Source organism: Defluviimonas aquaemixtae, from assembly GCF_900302475.1.
Classification (GTDB): Bacteria; Pseudomonadota; Alphaproteobacteria; order Rhodobacterales; family Rhodobacteraceae; genus Albidovulum; species Albidovulum aquaemixtae.
Genome location: NZ_OMOQ01000011.1, coordinates 1 through 15,233, shown reverse-complemented (window position 1 = coordinate 15,233; position 15,233 = coordinate 1). Strand labels below are relative to the sequence as shown.

At 62.7% G+C, this 15,233-nt stretch carries 13 protein-coding genes and 1 pseudogene; 6 read left to right on the top strand and 8 right to left on the bottom strand.

Translation table 11 applies throughout. From position 1 onward, the window contains the following. Positions 1–133: pseudogene (locus DEA8626_RS20690) on the bottom strand (S-(hydroxymethyl)glutathione dehydrogenase); the annotation flags it as partial. A 162-nt stretch (positions 134–295) separates the two neighbouring features. Between DEA8626_RS20690 and DEA8626_RS20685 the strand changes: the two are divergent. After that, positions 296–889: a hypothetical protein gene (locus tag DEA8626_RS20685; RefSeq protein WP_108855140.1), complete on the top strand. Its 594-nt coding sequence runs from the start codon at positions 296–298 to the stop codon at positions 887–889. Between the two features lie 4 nt (positions 890–893). Here the strand turns inward: DEA8626_RS20685 and DEA8626_RS20680 are convergent, their stop codons facing one another. Further along, positions 894–1,928, bottom strand: coding sequence for a quinoprotein relay system zinc metallohydrolase 2 (locus DEA8626_RS20680; protein ID WP_108855141.1), 1,035 nt, complete (start codon positions 1,926–1,928; stop codon positions 894–896). Between the two features lie 131 nt (positions 1,929–2,059). Between DEA8626_RS20680 and DEA8626_RS20675 the strand changes: the two genes are divergently transcribed. After that, positions 2,060–2,863 carry a quinoprotein dehydrogenase-associated SoxYZ-like carrier gene (locus DEA8626_RS20675; protein ID WP_108855139.1) on the top strand — a complete coding sequence of 268 codons (804 nt, stop codon included), beginning with the start codon at positions 2,060–2,062 and terminating at the stop codon, positions 2,861–2,863. A 3-nt stretch (positions 2,864–2,866) separates the two neighbouring features. Here DEA8626_RS20675 and DEA8626_RS20670 read toward each other — a convergent pair whose 3' ends face one another. The 4 genes from DEA8626_RS20670 to DEA8626_RS20655 all read right to left on the bottom strand — a co-directional run bounded on the left by DEA8626_RS20670 (position 2,867) and on the right by DEA8626_RS20655 (position 7,478). Then, the gene (locus tag DEA8626_RS20670) at positions 2,867–3,223 is read right to left on the bottom strand and encodes a hypothetical protein (RefSeq protein WP_108855138.1); all 357 of its coding nucleotides are present in this window, start codon (positions 3,221–3,223) and stop codon (positions 2,867–2,869) included. 79 nt (positions 3,224–3,302) lie between these two features. After that, positions 3,303–5,570, bottom strand: a complete 2,268-nt coding sequence (locus tag DEA8626_RS20665; protein ID WP_108855137.1) for a hybrid sensor histidine kinase/response regulator — start codon at positions 5,568–5,570, stop codon at positions 3,303–3,305. Continuing rightward, a complete protein-coding gene (locus DEA8626_RS20660) occupies positions 5,567–6,733 on the bottom strand; it encodes an FIST N-terminal domain-containing protein (RefSeq protein ID WP_108855136.1) in 1,167 nt (388 codons plus the stop codon). The genes DEA8626_RS20665 and DEA8626_RS20660 overlap by 4 nt, the downstream gene beginning before the upstream one ends. 55 nt (positions 6,734–6,788) lie before the next feature. After that, positions 6,789–7,478, bottom strand: coding sequence for a response regulator (locus tag DEA8626_RS20655; RefSeq protein WP_108855135.1), 690 nt, complete (start codon positions 7,476–7,478; stop codon positions 6,789–6,791). Positions 7,479–7,839: 361 nt separating this feature from the next. Here DEA8626_RS20655 and DEA8626_RS20650 point away from each other — a divergent pair, with 361 nt between their 5' ends. After that, positions 7,840–8,619 carry a pentapeptide repeat-containing protein gene (locus tag DEA8626_RS20650; RefSeq protein ID WP_108855134.1) on the top strand — a complete coding sequence of 260 codons (780 nt, stop codon included), beginning with the start codon at positions 7,840–7,842 and terminating at the stop codon, positions 8,617–8,619. Positions 8,620–8,761: 142 nt separating this feature from the next. Next, the gene (locus tag DEA8626_RS20645; RefSeq protein ID WP_181366587.1) at positions 8,762–9,226 is read left to right on the top strand and encodes a GNAT family N-acetyltransferase; all 465 of its coding nucleotides are present in this window, start codon (positions 8,762–8,764) and stop codon (positions 9,224–9,226) included. Between the two features lie 54 nt (positions 9,227–9,280). Here the strand turns inward: DEA8626_RS20645 and DEA8626_RS21220 are convergent, their stop codons facing one another. After that, positions 9,281–9,445 carry a hypothetical protein gene (locus DEA8626_RS21220; RefSeq protein WP_181366585.1) on the bottom strand — a complete coding sequence of 55 codons (165 nt, stop codon included), beginning with the start codon at positions 9,443–9,445 and terminating at the stop codon, positions 9,281–9,283. 444 nt (positions 9,446–9,889) lie between these two features. Here DEA8626_RS21220 and DEA8626_RS20635 point away from each other — a divergent pair, with 444 nt between their 5' ends. Next, positions 9,890–11,344: an aldehyde dehydrogenase family protein gene (locus DEA8626_RS20635; RefSeq protein WP_108855131.1), complete on the top strand. Its 1,455-nt coding sequence runs from the start codon at positions 9,890–9,892 to the stop codon at positions 11,342–11,344. 211 nt (positions 11,345–11,555) lie between these two features. On the opposite strand, the gene katG is transcribed toward DEA8626_RS20635, so the two are convergent. Beyond that, positions 11,556–13,751 carry a catalase/peroxidase HPI gene (gene katG, locus DEA8626_RS20630; RefSeq protein ID WP_108855130.1) on the bottom strand — a complete coding sequence of 732 codons (2,196 nt, stop codon included), beginning with the start codon at positions 13,749–13,751 and terminating at the stop codon, positions 11,556–11,558. Positions 13,752–14,097: 346 nt separating this feature from the next. On the opposite strand from katG, the gene DEA8626_RS20625 reads away from it, so the two are divergent. Further along, positions 14,098–15,021 carry a LysR substrate-binding domain-containing protein gene (locus DEA8626_RS20625; protein WP_108855129.1) on the top strand — a complete coding sequence of 308 codons (924 nt, stop codon included), beginning with the start codon at positions 14,098–14,100 and terminating at the stop codon, positions 15,019–15,021. Positions 15,022–15,233: the final 212 nt, after the last annotated feature.

Here is a 15,233-nt window from a genome sequence, read left to right as displayed (position 1 = left end):
ACTCGTCGGTGTGGCAGATGCCCGTCGCCCTGATCTCGACCATCACCTCGCCAGACTTCGGCCCGGCAAGCTCGACGTCCATGATCTCCAACGGTTTTCCAGCGGCAACGGCAACAGCGGCGCGGCTGCGCATGTCAGACCTCCCAGAGAATTTCCCACCCTCTGCGGGGCTTTAATGTCAAGTATAGGCCCGGGCGCACCACCGACAATTGAGACCTTAGTTTGTACGTCCTCTGCTTGGGCGAACCGGCGGGCTGGGCGTATACTCGGTCCGTGGCAAGGGAGTGACGACTGGATGCGGACAATCTCATTCTTCATCTGCGCGATGCTCGGATTGGCCGAGACGGCTGTCGCCGCATCGGACGACCCGGACTGGCCCTGCATCCAACGACGGACCGGCGCGCTTTCGCCGGGCGTCATGTGGCCCTCTCCCCCCAATGATGCGCAGGCCGTGGGCGAGGCTGCGGATCTGGCAGCAGCCCTGGCGCTGCGCCGGGTCGCGATCGAGGCGGCTGAGGCGCGCGTCGCCGGTTACATCGCCGCGCACCCGGATCTGACCGCGGACGATCTGGGGGCCATCTTCCTTGCCGCCTTCGCACGCATCGACCGCGACCGGAAAAGGGTTCTGGACGGGATCGTCCGCTATGCACGCAGCCAGATCGCGCTCGCCGAAAAGATCGACGCGGCGCATTCGGAGATGTCCGCTCTCGAGGCCGCCGAAGAACCTGACTTCGACCGCATGGACGCGCTCGAAGCGGAGATCGACTGGGACGAGCGCATTTACCGCGACAGGGAACGGGCCCTGACCTATGTCTGCGAAACGCCGGTCATCCTGGAAAAGCGCGCCTATGCCATCGCGCAGATCCTCCTGAAGCATATGCCCGAGTGACGATCTATTCCCATTCGAGTTCCGTGTAGGCGACCGTCGCGTTACGGGCGTTGTAGAGATCGAAGAGCGACCAGTTCGCGGCCTCCCCGCGCCCGATCGTGGCCGCGGCTGTGCTGAGCGGCACGCCTGCCTCGATCGCGTTCCGCGTGTCCTCCTCGAGTGCGGCGAGATACGCCGACAGGGCCGCGCCGCCCTCGGGCCAAGGCAGGGTTGGTCCACCATGACCCGGCACGAGAAGCGCGGCGGGTTCTTCGCGGATCGCCGCGAGCGTGGCTTGCCAGCCTTTCAGAGAGCCGTCGAGCGCGGGTGCATGCTCCGCGAAAACCAGATCGCCGGCGAAGACGACGCCGCTGGCCAAGTCAGCCACTGTCAGGTCAGTTGCGGTGTGAGCCGTCGGCCGCGCGACAAGGTGCAGGGTGCGATTGCCGAGATCGAGCATTTCTTCCGCCTTTACCTCGCGATCGGGCGAGACGACGCGGGTACCCAAAAATCCCTCGGGCCCAATGAGGCCGGTGAAGCCTTCGGAATAGTTGCCGCTCCGCTCTGCCAGCGCGCGGCTGAGGCCCGCGCGGCCGATGACTTCGGCCCCGGACTCTGCCAGCGGGCCTGCTCCGAAGACATGGTCGGGATGCATGTGCGTAAGAATGACGGCGAGGATCGGCAGGTCGGACCGTTCCCGGATCGCGAGGTAGACCTCTTCGCCCACGGCGCGCGACCCGCCCGCGTCGATCACCGCGATCGCGTTCTCTCCGATTACGAAGCCGATGTTCGAGACGTCGCCGAGATTGCCCGGCCCCGGCTCCTCTATCGCTCCGCGATGGGCGAAAACGCCCGGAGCGATTTCCGTGAACAACAGACGTGATGCCCGGCGCCGCACACAAGACGGAGGTCCGGTTTGCCCCGACAACTCCACCTCGCCTTCGTGGAGCGCGGCGAGGCATCCCGCCTCGGTGTCCGCCGCGAAGCCCGGCAAGAGCGCGTAGCGGCAAATGGTTTCCCCGCCCGTTTCGATGCAGATCGATGCGATCGCTTCGAACATCATCCTCTCCGCCTGCGGCAGCGTCATATTGCGGTCCGGCGTGGCGCGACGCCACACCTCCGAAAGGCTTGATTTCGGGTTCACGGCCTTTGTGATAAGGTTCCAGAGCGCGGAAACATGGAGCAGGCGAAATGAAGCATGTGATCGCAGGCATGACCTTGGCGCTCGTTGCGCTGCTGCCGGCCAGCGCGGCAGAGAACCCGCTGGTCGAGAGTCAGACCTGGACCGACATTTCAGGGGACATCATCGGCGAAGTGGCCCTTCAGGACGGCGAAAGCCTCATCCGATTGGAGGCGCCCTACCGCGCTGAGGACGCTGCGACGGTTCCGATCGTGATCGAACAGACCGATCCGGGCCGCGAGATCACTGCGCTGAAGCTCGTGATCGACGAAAACCCGGCCCCGCTCGCCGGCGAGTTCCGTTTCGGTCCCGCGATGCATCCGCTCAAGTTCGAAACCCGGGTGCGGGTGGACCAGTATTCCAACTTGCGGGCCATTGCCGAGACCGAGGCGGGCAGCTTCATGACGGGGCGCTTCGTCAAGGCATCCGGCGGCTGTTCAGCGCCGGCGACCAAGGATCCCGCCGCCGCGCTCGCCGGGATGGGAGAGATGCGCCTGAGGATGTTCGACGCGGCAGAACCGCTGCAATCAACCGCGCGGCGCGAGGCACAGATCATGATCCGGCATCCGAATTATTCGGGATTGCAGCGCGATCAGATCACGCAGTTGTTCATCCCGCCCCACTTCATCCACGAATTGGAAGTCTACCAGGGCGACGAACTGCTGTTTTCGCTCGAGGGCGGCATCTCCATCTCGGAGAACCCCGTTTTCCGCTTCGACTACACCGACAACGGGGCGCCGGAGCTGAAAGTCCACGCAGTGGATACGGAAGGCAATGTCTTCGACGCGGTGCTTCCGAAGGTGCCGCCTGCATGACGTCTAGAAGCAAATCATCTCCGCCTCGGCCTGGGCCCGGCGAAGCGTCGCCACCGCTTCCGTCGCATCGTGCATGGTCTTGAACATCGAAAGCTGCTCTCCTGTGCCCAATTGCAGGGAGAGGACCGTCTCGGCCTCCACATAGGCGTCGTAGGGCAGGATCGAGGCGATCATGTCGATCGAACAGGCGCATTTCTGCAGCGTGAGCCGGTCTTGCCCATTCGCGGCCATGCAGCCGAACACATAGTCGGCGCGCGCCTCGGTAGGATAGTCGTTCAGCCGCTCGGCCACGTCCTGACCGCGGCCGGCAACGGGAATGAGCGTCGTGACAACGACAAGGGCTCTGGCAAGTCGGCGCATGAATTCGTCCCCTTGGCTTCCGCGAGCTTAGCTGCATCGGCGCAAGTGTCATCAGCGACCTAGGTCGGTGGGAAGCCCCTCATGCGGCGCGGCGTCGCGTTTTCCAGTCGATCAGCGCGCGCAGGCGCGACAGTTGCACGGGCTTCGTCAGCACCGAGAACGACATCTCCGCCCCCAGGGCGTGCAGCGATCGGGACCGGTTCGCGGTGATCACGATTGCCGGGATCTCGGCGCCTGCCGCCTGTCTCAGCGCACGGATCGTTTCGACGCCCGTGTCGCCGTCATCAAGCTGATAGTCCGCAAGGATGATGTCCGGCGGCGTGCCGATCGAAGCCATCGTCTCGAGCGCCTCTTGCGTCGAGGCAACGCCAAGCACCCCTGCGCCCCAGCCATGGAGCTGCTGCGTCGTCGCATGCAGGACATCCGCGTCGTTCTCGACGATCATGACGATCAGGTCGAGCGCGCCGCGCGGCTCCGCGTCAACCGTTCCGACGTCACTCAACTCCTTGATGCCGGGCTGCGCGAGCGGGACCTCGATCGAAAAGACCGACCCCTTTCCGAGTGTCGAATGTACGTTCACGCGGTGCCCGAGGTGCCGGCACGCACGTTCCACGATCGACAGGCCAAGGCCAACTCCGGACGCGGATCGCGTCTCTTTAACGCGCGTGAATTCATTGAAGATTCGCGTTTGATCCGCCTCGGAAATGCCGATACCGGTGTCCCAGACCTCAACCAGGAGCGACGCCCCAGCGATCCGGCAGCCGACCAGTACACGCCCCGTTTCGGTGTACTGGATCGCGTTCACTACAAGATTTTGCAGACAGCGCATCAGGTAGCGCTGATCCGAGGCCACCCAGCGCGTGGAGGGCAGGACCTTCAGCCCAATCCCCTTTTCCACCGCCAGCGGTAACAGGTCAGCCTCCAACGACCGCATTGGCCCGTCCAAGCAGAACGAGGTTACGCTGAACTCGGCCGCCGGGCTGTCGAGCCTGGAGATGTCTAGAAGCGCATGAAGCAGCGACTCCATCGACGCGAAGGAGCGACCGAGCCGTTCCACCGTATCGGCTGCGGCCGGCTGAGTGACTTTCTCCTTCAGGGTGGAGATGTAGAGCTTCGCGGCGTTGATTGGCTGAAGGAGGTCATGGCTCGCCGCCGCCAGGAACCGCGTCTTCGACATATGCGCCCCTTCGGCGGCTTCCTTGGCCAAGAGCAGCGCCTCTTCCGCATTCGCCTGTTCCTGCGATCGGATCCGCAAGAGGCGATTGGCCTCGGTCAGCTCGGCCGTCCGTTCCTCGACCCGCCGTTCGAGGGTTTCGTTGATCCGCTGGCGCGTCTCTGCTGCCTCGGTCTCGACCGTGACATCCATGATGGAAACGATAAGGCCGGCATCCGGCAGCGTGTGGATCTGCATGTCGAGAGCGACACCGTCGGGTCGGCGGAACCGTTCGTGAACGACACCGCAGCGTCTCAGCTCTTTGGCCCAGTCGCCGAGCGCCCGGCCTCCATCTGCGTGCTGCGGCAGAAGCACTTCATAGCGTTCGACATATTCGACGATCCTGCGGAAATCGGTGCCCTTTTCCAGAAGTGAGAGCGGCACACCAAGCAGCTCGCCAAACCGTTCATTTCGGACTAACAACTCACCCGCCGCCGAGAACGTGCAGACGCCGAGCGGCATGTGATCGAAGGCGGCCTGAAGAAACTGGGCATGCTGATCAATCAGGCGGTCCTTTTCGCGCCGGTTCTGCCGCACGATCTCGCTAATCTCGGTCTGCAGGACGACGATGTTGCCCGAGGTGGTCTGACGATAGGATATCTGGAACCATCGGTCGTTCTTGAGCGCGACCACCTGGCTGGAAAAGCGCCGGTCGTAAGGTTGGTTCATCGGGCTGGCGACCCTGGCAGCGCGCTTCTTGTCTCGGGGGCTGAGATACCGGCTGACCTCGACGGCGCGAACATAGTCGTCGAAGGGAAGGCCGGGTTCGACAATCGGCTCCACATCCGGCAGAAGATGCCGGAAAAGATCGTTGCAGACCTGAAGGCGCTCCTCGGAAAACAGCGCGAAGCCACCTTCCATCGCGATCATCGCATCTGCGAGCGTTTTCTGCATCTGCTCCTGCGAGCGCTGTGCGTGTTCCAGCTCGGTGCTTGCGCGGCCAAGGGTGTCGAGAGCGTGTTCCAGGTCCTTGGTCTTTTCCCAGACGGCGGCCTGAAGCGCGATCGCGGACTGGAAAAGCGAATAGGCCGAGCCGCCGACTTCGTGCCCGCGCTCGCTGCGCGAGATCAGTGCGTCGATGATCTTTGCCTGCTTGGTGACTTGCACTTCAAGCGGTTCAGTAGGGTCGATCACAGCGGCGCTCCGTTCTCTGGGCGGAAAAATGCAATCCCAACAAATGTCTGGTTCACATGGACACCGAGATGCTGTTCGCCGTAGGTGTTGAATCCGACCACTCGATGCGCGCGGAACGCCTCCGACGCCGCAGCCGCGAGCCCCTTGTGCTCGATCTCGAGCTTGCGCAGGTAACAGTCGAAACCGAGGATGATATCGGGCGCTTCGCCGGTTTGGTCGCATACGCTCAGCCCGGAGTTTAGCGTGCGAATGATCTCCATACCCCGGCCGAGCGTGAGCAGCAGGCCGTTATCGATGGCCGAGAAGAACGTCAGTCCGCCATTGCCGTGCTTCTGCTGTATCGCCCGCACGTGATAGATATTGCCGTTTCGCACTAGTACCGGGTTCTCGGCGAAGACGATTGGCGACAGCTCATCGACCGGAACGCCGACGAGGCGGGCGTATTCCCGCGCCGCTGGCGAGCCGTTGATTTCGAGGACCAGACGCTCTTCGGGCACCGCGCGCGTGACGACCATGCGCTTGTCCGTCGGCTGGAAATGATCGAAGCCAAGACCGCGGAACGACAAGTCGGTCTCGAGAAGAAGAAGAAGCGCCGCACCGCTGTGAAAACTGCCTTCGTGCAGCACAAAGGTTTCCTCGAAGGCAAGCCCATCGCCGGCCGATCCGCCAAAGACCGGGATGTCCTTCAACCCGGCCTCCAGCGCGGCAACAATAATGTCTTCCTGCTTGGACAGCCCGTCGGCGAAGAAAAGAGCCAGACGCCGACGCCCCGGCATAGCGGGAAACCGGGCCGCCAGCTGCTCGGTCCGACGCACGACCTCGGCGATATCGACCGCCGTAATCGGCTTTATCAGTGCCGAGGCGACGCGGAAATGTCTACGGTGGAAGGCAAGCGCCACCATCGCATCGCTATCATATCCCTGTGGCGTGATCTGACCCGCAGTCGTGCAACCGAAGGCAGCCGGCGACGGCGTGGCAGCCAGCGCGGACACCAAGGCCGCCCGATCCATCGCGTACGGCACGAAGAACAGAATGAAGCTCGCGTCGGTGCCGCGCAGCCGATCCATGATCTCTGCCACTGCTGCGGTTGCGTCGCTCTCAGCCGACACCGCGACCGAGACAGCTTCGGCTGGCCGCGATTCGAGATTGCCACCACCATCCATCGTTGCGCATCCCTCTCCTGATGCGCGCCCTCCCGAGGTTCGACACTTCGTCCGGCTATTGTAGGTGATGCCGGATCGATGCCTCGCGCACCATCAACGCCGCCTGCGTACGATTCTGGACCCCCAAACGGCGGAGCAATGCCGTTATGTGGGCCTTCACCGTAGCTTCGGCCAATTGCATCTCGTAGGCAATCAGCTTGTTCGGCTTTCCCTTGCAGATCAGCGAGAGAATACGTGACTGCTGCTGCGACAGGCCCGCGATCTTGCGCGAAATTTCAGCAAAGCTCGGATCCCCTTCGCGCCGCTTGGTCGCGACCTCGTAGCCGGGCGGAAGATACGTTTTGCCATCCCAAATATCGCGTATCGCATCGCGCAGCGTATCGCGGCCAGCATCCTTTGGGATAAAGCCTGCAGCCCCCGCCTCCATCACCGACCGCACTACCTCAGCCGACGTAATGGCAGAGATTACGATGACAGGCACATCAGGCGCCTTTCCCTTGATTTTCATGAAGCCGCTCAGGTCAGACACATCCGGCAGCTTTAGATCCAGCATCACAAGATCGGGGGCGAAGCGCGCGCGAAGAATCTTCAGCGCTTCGTCAAGCGACGCCGCTTTGCGCACCCTGCGCATGCCAAATACCGTCTCCATCATCGAGGCAAGTGCATCGCAGTAAAGCGGGTGATCATCGACCACCAGCGCGGAACGCAGCGGCACCGCGTGAGCGGCGGCCTCATTGCGAGTCATTTCGACCCCCCACGGTTCCCCGGGAACACGGTCCAAGCACGAATGCAGGTCGGCGCGCGGAACCGCCATCACGGAAGCGCGGCAACGCGAAAAAGGCGACCAACGCCCAATTGTCGTCACCGGCAGAAAAACTCTCGCATTGAGCCAGTTACCACATGTATCGGCCCCCCGGCCATTGGCAAAAGGTCGTAGAAAAACGCAACGCCACCGACTATGCCGTTCACATTGCCGTCAACACCTTGCTCGCGGGAGTTGATCGTTCTCCGCAAACGCCGGAGAGTGCGATAGCCCGCCGCGCGTCCGTTCACACAAAGCCTCGGTACGAAGACGCTCACCGATGGTAACTTGGGGGAGCGAGATCATGACGTTCAGAGCTTTCTGCATTGCGCTTTTGGTGGCGATTGTGCCGCCGCCCGCAGTCGCTCAGTCCGAGCTGGCCGGCATCGATCTGGATTCGCCGAAGATGACGGCGGCGGAGTTTACGCGCGATGAGATCGTCCAATTGATCGAAGCCGGAAAGACCAACGATCTGGCCGGGCGTCTGTTGAACGGTATTGATCTGACGGGTCTCGATCTTTCAGGCATCGTGTTTCGCGCCGCGTCGATGAACAATGTGAACCTTGCCGATGCAAACCTCGAGGGGGCGGTCCTCGATCAGGCTTGGCTTCTCAACGCGGATCTCTCGGGCGCGAATCTGAGCGGCGCAAGCCTGTTTCAGACGCAGTTCATCGGCGCCAATCTCTCTGGCGCCAACCTGAGCAATTCCCGCGCAGCGGCGAACTTCACGAAGGCGGACCTCACGGGCGCCGATTTTTCCGGTGCCGATCTGTCGGCCGACATGAAGAACCAGTCCATGGGCCTCATGCGCGGGGTGCTGCGACAGGCGCGCGCGGAAGGCGCGATTTTCGCCGGGGCGAAAATGATGCGGACCGATCTGGAATACGCGAAACTGGCCGGCGCCGATCTGAGCGAAGCTGACCTGTCCATGGCGACGCTGGGCGGCGCCGACCTGACCGGCGCGGATGTCAGGGGTGCGCGTTTCATCAATGCCGATGTGACCTCGGCCCTGCTCGTCGATCTGGAAAATCTGAACGAAGCAGACCTGGAAAAGGCGAAAAACCTCAATCGCGCCTTCAGGTGATGCAATCGACACTAAACGCTCTTTCTCCATTCTCGGCCTCGCTGAAGGACGGTCAAACCGACCACATCAGGGAGGTCGGTCCCGAAGATCGGCACTTGCTGGACACCGGATTCGAGCATCTGTCGGATCGCTCCCGACGGTTTTGGTTCCTTTCCGCTCATCAGAGAGGCTGACCGAAGCCGAACTCGATCGCTTCACGGCGCCGAGCAATCGGGACCGTGTCGCGGTTGGCGCGCTGACCGAGGACGACCTGCCGCCCGAGCCGGTCGCGGTCGCACGTCATATTCGTCTGGGCCACACTCGCCGCGCCGCCGAGATCGCGGCCACGACGGTGGACAAACATCAGGGCCTCGGGCTGGGCCGCCTGCTTCTGAGCGTTCTCGCGAAACTTGCCGGACGCAATGGCATCTCCGAATTCGTAGCCTACGTCCAACGCGAGAACGCGCAGATGCGCGCATTGCTCGACCAGTTCGGCAGTACGCAGACGCGCATTGGCGGCGGCGAGATCGAATTCAGGGTACCGCGCTTCGATAACCCAGACCGCTATCCGCGGACACCCGTCGGCGACACATTCCGAAGAGCCTGCGCGCTCGCGAACGCCGGATAGGCGCTCAGGTGCATCGACCGTGCACCGGAATTCAGCGATCTGCCCCCGCGCCTTTCAGGTCGCGGAAGACGGCACCGGCATGCAATCGGCCGCGTCGAGATCCATGACCGGGTCGGTCGGCGCACACTCTTCGCCGCTGATGGGGTAGCGGCCCGGTTCGGCACAGCCGAAGAGCAGAAGGCTGAGTGACAGGGCGATGAGTGGGAAGGTCTTGGTCATGTGCAACTCCTATTCCATAGCCGATCGCGTCCTCACGGGCAGGTCTAAACCAGTGCGCAGCGCGCGCCCGTCCCGGATGAGGCGTCTCAACATTGATTTGCAGTCCCGGCGACGGATTTCTGCGGCCGCCCGGGATTCGGACGCCGCCTAGTACCCGCATCGCGCAAATCGCGCCTTTGCGAAATGATCGATGTCAATTTCTGACAAACCGCGAGTGACCCGCGATATCTCTGAGCATGTAGCGTGACAGTTCGGCCCAGATCTGGGTCATGCGGGAGGCGACGGAGACCTCAGTCGATGCAAAGCACGCTTTGGGAGGGAGCGGTTTGCTGATCTCTCTCGCCTTCCGGCCAGTGGATTGCAGCATCACCGCTAGCGCGGCCGCCTTGGACATCGTCCGGACATCGTGGTCTTACTTGCGAAAGGAGCCGAAGGAGGAGCGGAATGCGTCCTGATTGCGCGTGGTTCGACACCGACAAAGTTCTGATCGGCGGGCAGTGGAGCGCCGCAGATTGCGGCGGGACCCTCGACATTGTGGACCCGTCGAGGGGGGCGGTGATCGGTCAGATCGCGAAAGGCGGGGCGGCGGACGTGGATGCTGCCGTGGCCGCAGCCCGGGCGGCGCGCAATGGGGGCTGGGGGAAACTCCCGGCGGCCGAACGCGGACGCCTCATGCTGAAGCTCAGCCAGATTGTCAGCGAGCGCACCGAAGACCTCGCGAAGATGGAGGCGACGGACGTCGGCAAGCCGCTCAGGCAGGCGCACGCGGATGCAGTGGCATTGGCGCGCTACATGGAGTTTTACGGCGGGGCTGCCGACAAGCTTATGGGACAAACGATCCCGTATCTGGACGGCTATACCGTCTACACACTGCGCGAGCCGCATGGCGTGACGGGCCACATTATTCCCTGGAACTATCCCATGCAGATCATCGGACGCTCTGTAGGCGCCGCGCTTGCAACCGGCAACGCCTGCGTCGTAAAACCCGCCGAAGATGCGTGCTTGACCGCACTCGCCTTTGCGAATTTCGCGGCGGAAGCGGGTTTTCCAGATGGCGCAATCAACGTCATCCCAGGTCTCGGCACCGAGGCTGGCGCGGCGCTGAGCGCGCATCCGGGCATCGACCACATATCGTTCACGGGATCCGTGCCAGTGGGCGCGCTGGTGCAGGAAGCGGCGGCGAGGAACATCGTGCACGTAACGCTGGAACTTGGTGGTAAGTCACCGCAGATCGTATTCGCCGATGCCGATCTTAGCCGGGCGCTCCCTTTCCTGGTCAATGCGGGGCTCCAGAACGCCGGCCAGACCTGTTCGGCCGGTTCGCGGGTTCTGGTCGAGCGGTCACGCTACGACGAGGTCGTGGACTTGATGGCCAGGCGGTACCGCGAGCTGAAGGTCGGGCCGGCGCTGGACGATCTCGACGTCGGACCGATCATCTCGGCACGGCAAAAGGCGCGGATCGAGGGAATGCTGGAGCATGCCGGCGACCTGACGGTCGTCGCCAAGGGAAACATTGTCGATGGCGCGCCGGATGGCGGCTACTACGTCGCGCCGGTCCTGCTTGCGAACGTGAGTGGTGACCACAAGCTCGCGCAGGACGAGATCTTCGGGCCGATTCAGATGGTGATCCCGTTCGACGACGAAGTGGAGGCGGTCGCAATCGCGAACGGCACGGATTACGGGCTGGTCGCAGGGGTCTGGACACGGGATGGCAGCCGGGCAATGCGCATGGCGCGCGACATCCGGGCGGGGCAGGTGTTCCTGAACAACTACGGCGCAGGCGGCGGCGTGGAGCTTCCCTTCGGCGGGGTCGGCAAATCCGGCCACGGTCGCGAGAAGGGTTTTGAGGCGCTCTATAGCTTCACAACAGTTAAGACCGTGGCCGCGCATCACGGGTGACTGTCCTCGACGAGATGCTTCGTGTTCCCGTCATCGGATGACGTCCTGACAGCGCGGTCCAGTCCCGCCGACTTGTCGTTCGGCGGCTTGCGTGCGTTGCCCTTCGGAACCGTGGCGCGCCGTGATCTCGGTCCATCGCCCCGGCCTCAAGCCAAGGAAAAATTAGGACGCGGCCCATCCGGGGCCGCGTCCAATTGGTTGTTGCCCTGAATCAGGCGAGATCGAACCGGTCGAGGTTCATCACCTTGTTCCAGGCGGCCACGAAGTCACGCACGAACTTCTCCTGCGAGTCGTCCTGTGCATACACTTCCGCGAGCGCCCGAAGCTGCGAGTTCGAGCCGAAGATGAGATCGACACGGGTGCCGGTCCACTTCACCTTCGCGCTCGCACGGTCGCGCCCCTCGTACATGCCCTCTTCGCCAGCGGCCGGCTTCCACTCGGTGCCCATGTCGATCAGGTTGACGAAGAAGTCGGAGGTGAGCGTTTCCGGACGATCCGTGAAGACGCCATGGCGGGTCTGGCCGAAGTTCGCACCCAGGGCCCGCATGCCGCCGACGAGCACAGCCATCTCGGGCGCCGTAAGGGTCAGAAGCTGCGCCTTGTCGACCAGAAGCTCCTCGGACGAAACGGAGTATTTGCCTTTCGAGTAATTGCGGAACCCGTCGGCGATCGGCTCGAGAACCTCGAAAGCTTCCGCGTCGGTCTGCTCCTGCGAGGCATCCGTACGGCCCGGAGCGAAGGGCACCTCGATATCGTGGCCAGCGCTCTTCGCAGCCTTCTCGACAGCGGCGCAGCCGCCAAGAACGATCAGATCGGCGAGCGATACCTTCTTGCCGCCGCTTGCCGCGTCGTTGAAGCCCTTCTGGACGGCTTCAAGGCTCCTGAGCACCTTGGCCAGCCGCTCGGGCTCGTTGACCTCCCAGTTATTCTGCGGTGCGAGACGGATGCGCGCGCCATTGGCCCCGCCCCGCTTGTCAGAGCCGCGGAACGTGGACGCGGAAGCCCACGCGGTCGACACCATCTCAGGGATCGACAGACCGGCAGCGAGAATTTGTCCCTTGAGGTCCGCGATGTCCGTCGTGTCGATCAGCGGGTGGTTGACCGCCGGTATCGGGTCCTGCCAGATCAGGTCCTCTGTCGGTACTTCTTCGCCCATGTAGCGCGATTTCGGCCCCATGTCGCGGTGGGTCAGCTTGAACCACGCGCGCGCGAAGGCTTCGGCGAACTCGTCGGGATTCTTGTGGAAATGGCGCGAGATCTTTTCGTAGGCCGGGTCCATGCGCATCGCCATGTCGGCGGTTGACATCATGATCGGCACCTTCTTCGACGTGTCCTCGGGATCGGGCGCCATGTCCTTTTCCTTCAGGTCCTTTGGCCTCCACTGCCAGGCACCCGCCGGGCTTTTGGTCAGTTCCCATTCGTAGCCGAAGAGCACGTCGAAATAGCCCATGTCCCACTTGGTCGGATTCGAAGTCCAAGCACCCTCAAGGCCGCTGGTGATGGTATCCCTTCCCTTGCCGCTCTTGAAGGTGCTGAGCCAGCCGAGGCCCTGCGCTTCGATCGGCGCGCCCTCCGGCTCGGGACCGACATTCGCCGCGTCGCCGGCGCCATGCGTCTTGCCGAAAGTGTGGCCGCCAGCGGTTAGCGCCACCGTCTCGTAGTCGTTCATCGCCATTCGCGCGAACGTTTCCCGGATGTCGCGGCCTGACTTGACCGGATCCGGTTCGCCGTTCGGCCCTTCGGGATTCACGTAGATCAGGCCCATCTGCACGGCAGCGAGGGGGTTCTCGAGGTCCCGGTCGCCGCTATAGCGCTTGTCACCCAGCCAGGTGTCCTCGGCGCCCCAGTAGATGTCCTCCTCGGGTTCCCAGATATCCTCGCGCCCACCGGCAAAGCCGAAGGTTTTGCCGCCCATCGACTCGATGGCGCAGTTGCCCGCGAGGATTATGAGGTCGGCCCAAGAGATCTTGTTGCCGTACTTCTGCTTGATCGGCCACAGCAGGCGCCGCGCCTTATCGAGATTTCCATTGTCTGGCCAGCTGTTGAGCGGTGCGAAGCGCTGCGTACCCGAGCCGGCACCGCCGCGGCCGTCGCCGGTGCGATAGGTGCCGGCGCTATGCCACGCCATCCGGATGAAGAGCCCACCGTAATGACCGTAATCCGCGGGCCACCATTCCTGCGAGTCGGTCATCAGCGCATAAAGGTCCTGCTTTAGGGCCTTTAGGTCGAGCTTCTTGAACTCCTTTGCGTAGTTGAAGCCTTCGCTCGTCGGATCGGCAAGACGCGAGTTCTGGTGAAGAATTCTGAGGTTCAGTTGGTTCGGCCACCAGTCACGGTTTGACCGCCCTCCGAAGGTCGTGTGCATGACCGGGCACTTGCCCGCGCTCGCGACATCATTTCCATCCATGGCTTCCTCCGATTATGGCTGCGTTGATTGAACTGGGGTCCGGGCAATTTTGGGCCCGCCTGTTGAAAGGGTTGACTGAAACGCACAGCGCGGCTGCGCCGTCTCCGTTGGGTGAACTGCCCTCGGTTCGTTGACATACCCGCAAGCTTGCTTCCGGGAATCGGTACCGGATTGACTGTAGCTGCAATCCTTGAGTTCAGCATGTCCGTCGTCAGCCCGCCGTAACGAATCGTGAGATTGGCCGATAGGGACATTTTCCGCCCCGGTACCACTCCGGGGGTTTCTTTACCAGCGCCAAGCCATTAGCTTAAGTTGAAAATTCTAATTGCAGAAATAAGCTTTACTTATGTCCATTTTCACGCTCAAGCAGCTCCGCTACTTTGATGCTTTGGCACGTCATGGCCACTTTGGCCGTGCTGCAGATGCCTGCGCCATTTCTCAGCCGGCCTTGTCCATGCAGATCAAGGAGCTTGAGGAGTCTCTCGGCACGCCCCTCTTTGAACGAAGCTCTCGGCAGGCCCGGCTGACTGGCTTCGGTGAGGAGTTCCGGTCCCGAGTTCACGGCATCCTGCGTTCGGTGGACGAGTTGGGAGACCTGGCGCGCGCTTCCCGGAACCGGTTCGTGGGGCGACTGCGCATCGGTGTCATCCCGACGATTGCGCCCTATCTGCTGCCCGCCCTCATCGGCAACCTGACGCGGATAGACCCAAGCCTCGACATCAGGGTCCGCGAGACGATCACGCAGAAGCTGATCGTTGAACTGGCAGAGGGTCGGCTCGACACTGCGATCGTTGCGTTGCCCGTCTCGGAGCCGTCCTTCACCGAAGTCGCGCTGTTCACTGAAAACTTCGTCCTGGTGCGGCCGGGCGAAGATGGAGGAAAACCGGTCCCCAGTCGCGAAATGCTCCGCGAGATGAGGCTGCTTCTCCTGGAAGAGGGGCACTGTTTTCGCGATCAAGCCCTGTCGTTCTGCAACATGCACGCCGCGACGTCTCGAGAGTTGCTGGACGGCAGCTCGCTATCCACGCTCGTCCAGATGGTCAGCGCCGGCATTGGTGTGACCCTGATCCCTGAAATGGCGGTGGCGGTGGAAACGCGTTCTGCGTCCGTTTCGGTAGCTCGTTTGAGAAGCCCTGAACCGTCGCGGACGATTGGCATGATCTGGCGCAAGTCGAACCCGTTGGCCAATAAACTCCTGCAGATTTCTGAAGTCGTTCGGCAGTCTGGCAGGGCGTTGGACGCTCCGGACAAGCTGGTTTCCTCGCCCTAGGAGCGCCGCCTCGCAGTCCCGCGAGCGTCTGAGGGCCCTAATCATCGACGCGCGGGACGTTGTGGTGTTTGGTTAGCGGCCCTGTTTTTTATTCTGCGGCGATGTTGTCTTTGATTTTTTCGACCTTGACGGCGGCGAACTTGAACTCGGGGATCTTGCCGACGGGGTCGAGGGCGGGGTTGGTGAGGATGTTGGCGGCGGCCTCGACGAAG

Bases quoted from the DNA above. Each gene is read 5' to 3' on its own strand.
- DEA8626_RS20685 (WP_108855140.1), top strand. From the start codon at position 296: ATGCGGACAATCTCATTCTTCATCTGCGCGATGCTCGGATTGGCCGAG.
- DEA8626_RS20680 (WP_108855141.1), bottom strand. From the start codon at position 1,928: ATGTTCGAAGCGATCGCATCGATCTGCATCGAAACGGGCGGGGAAACC.
- DEA8626_RS20675 (WP_108855139.1), top strand. From the start codon at position 2,060: ATGAAGCATGTGATCGCAGGCATGACCTTGGCGCTCGTTGCGCTGCTG.
- DEA8626_RS20670 (WP_108855138.1), bottom strand. From the start codon at position 3,223: ATGCGCCGACTTGCCAGAGCCCTTGTCGTTGTCACGACGCTCATTCCC.
- DEA8626_RS20660 (WP_108855136.1), bottom strand. From the start codon at position 6,733: ATGGATGGTGGTGGCAATCTCGAATCGCGGCCAGCCGAAGCTGTCTCG.
- DEA8626_RS20655 (WP_108855135.1), bottom strand. From the start codon at position 7,478: ATGACTCGCAATGAGGCCGCCGCTCACGCGGTGCCGCTGCGTTCCGCG.
- DEA8626_RS20650 (WP_108855134.1), top strand. From the start codon at position 7,840: ATGACGTTCAGAGCTTTCTGCATTGCGCTTTTGGTGGCGATTGTGCCG.
- DEA8626_RS21220 (WP_181366585.1), bottom strand. From the start codon at position 9,445: ATGACCAAGACCTTCCCACTCATCGCCCTGTCACTCAGCCTTCTGCTC.
- DEA8626_RS20635 (WP_108855131.1), top strand. From the start codon at position 9,890: ATGCGTCCTGATTGCGCGTGGTTCGACACCGACAAAGTTCTGATCGGC.
- katG (WP_108855130.1), bottom strand. From the start codon at position 13,751: ATGGATGGAAATGATGTCGCGAGCGCGGGCAAGTGCCCGGTCATGCAC.
- DEA8626_RS20625 (WP_108855129.1), top strand. From the start codon at position 14,098: ATGTCCATTTTCACGCTCAAGCAGCTCCGCTACTTTGATGCTTTGGCA.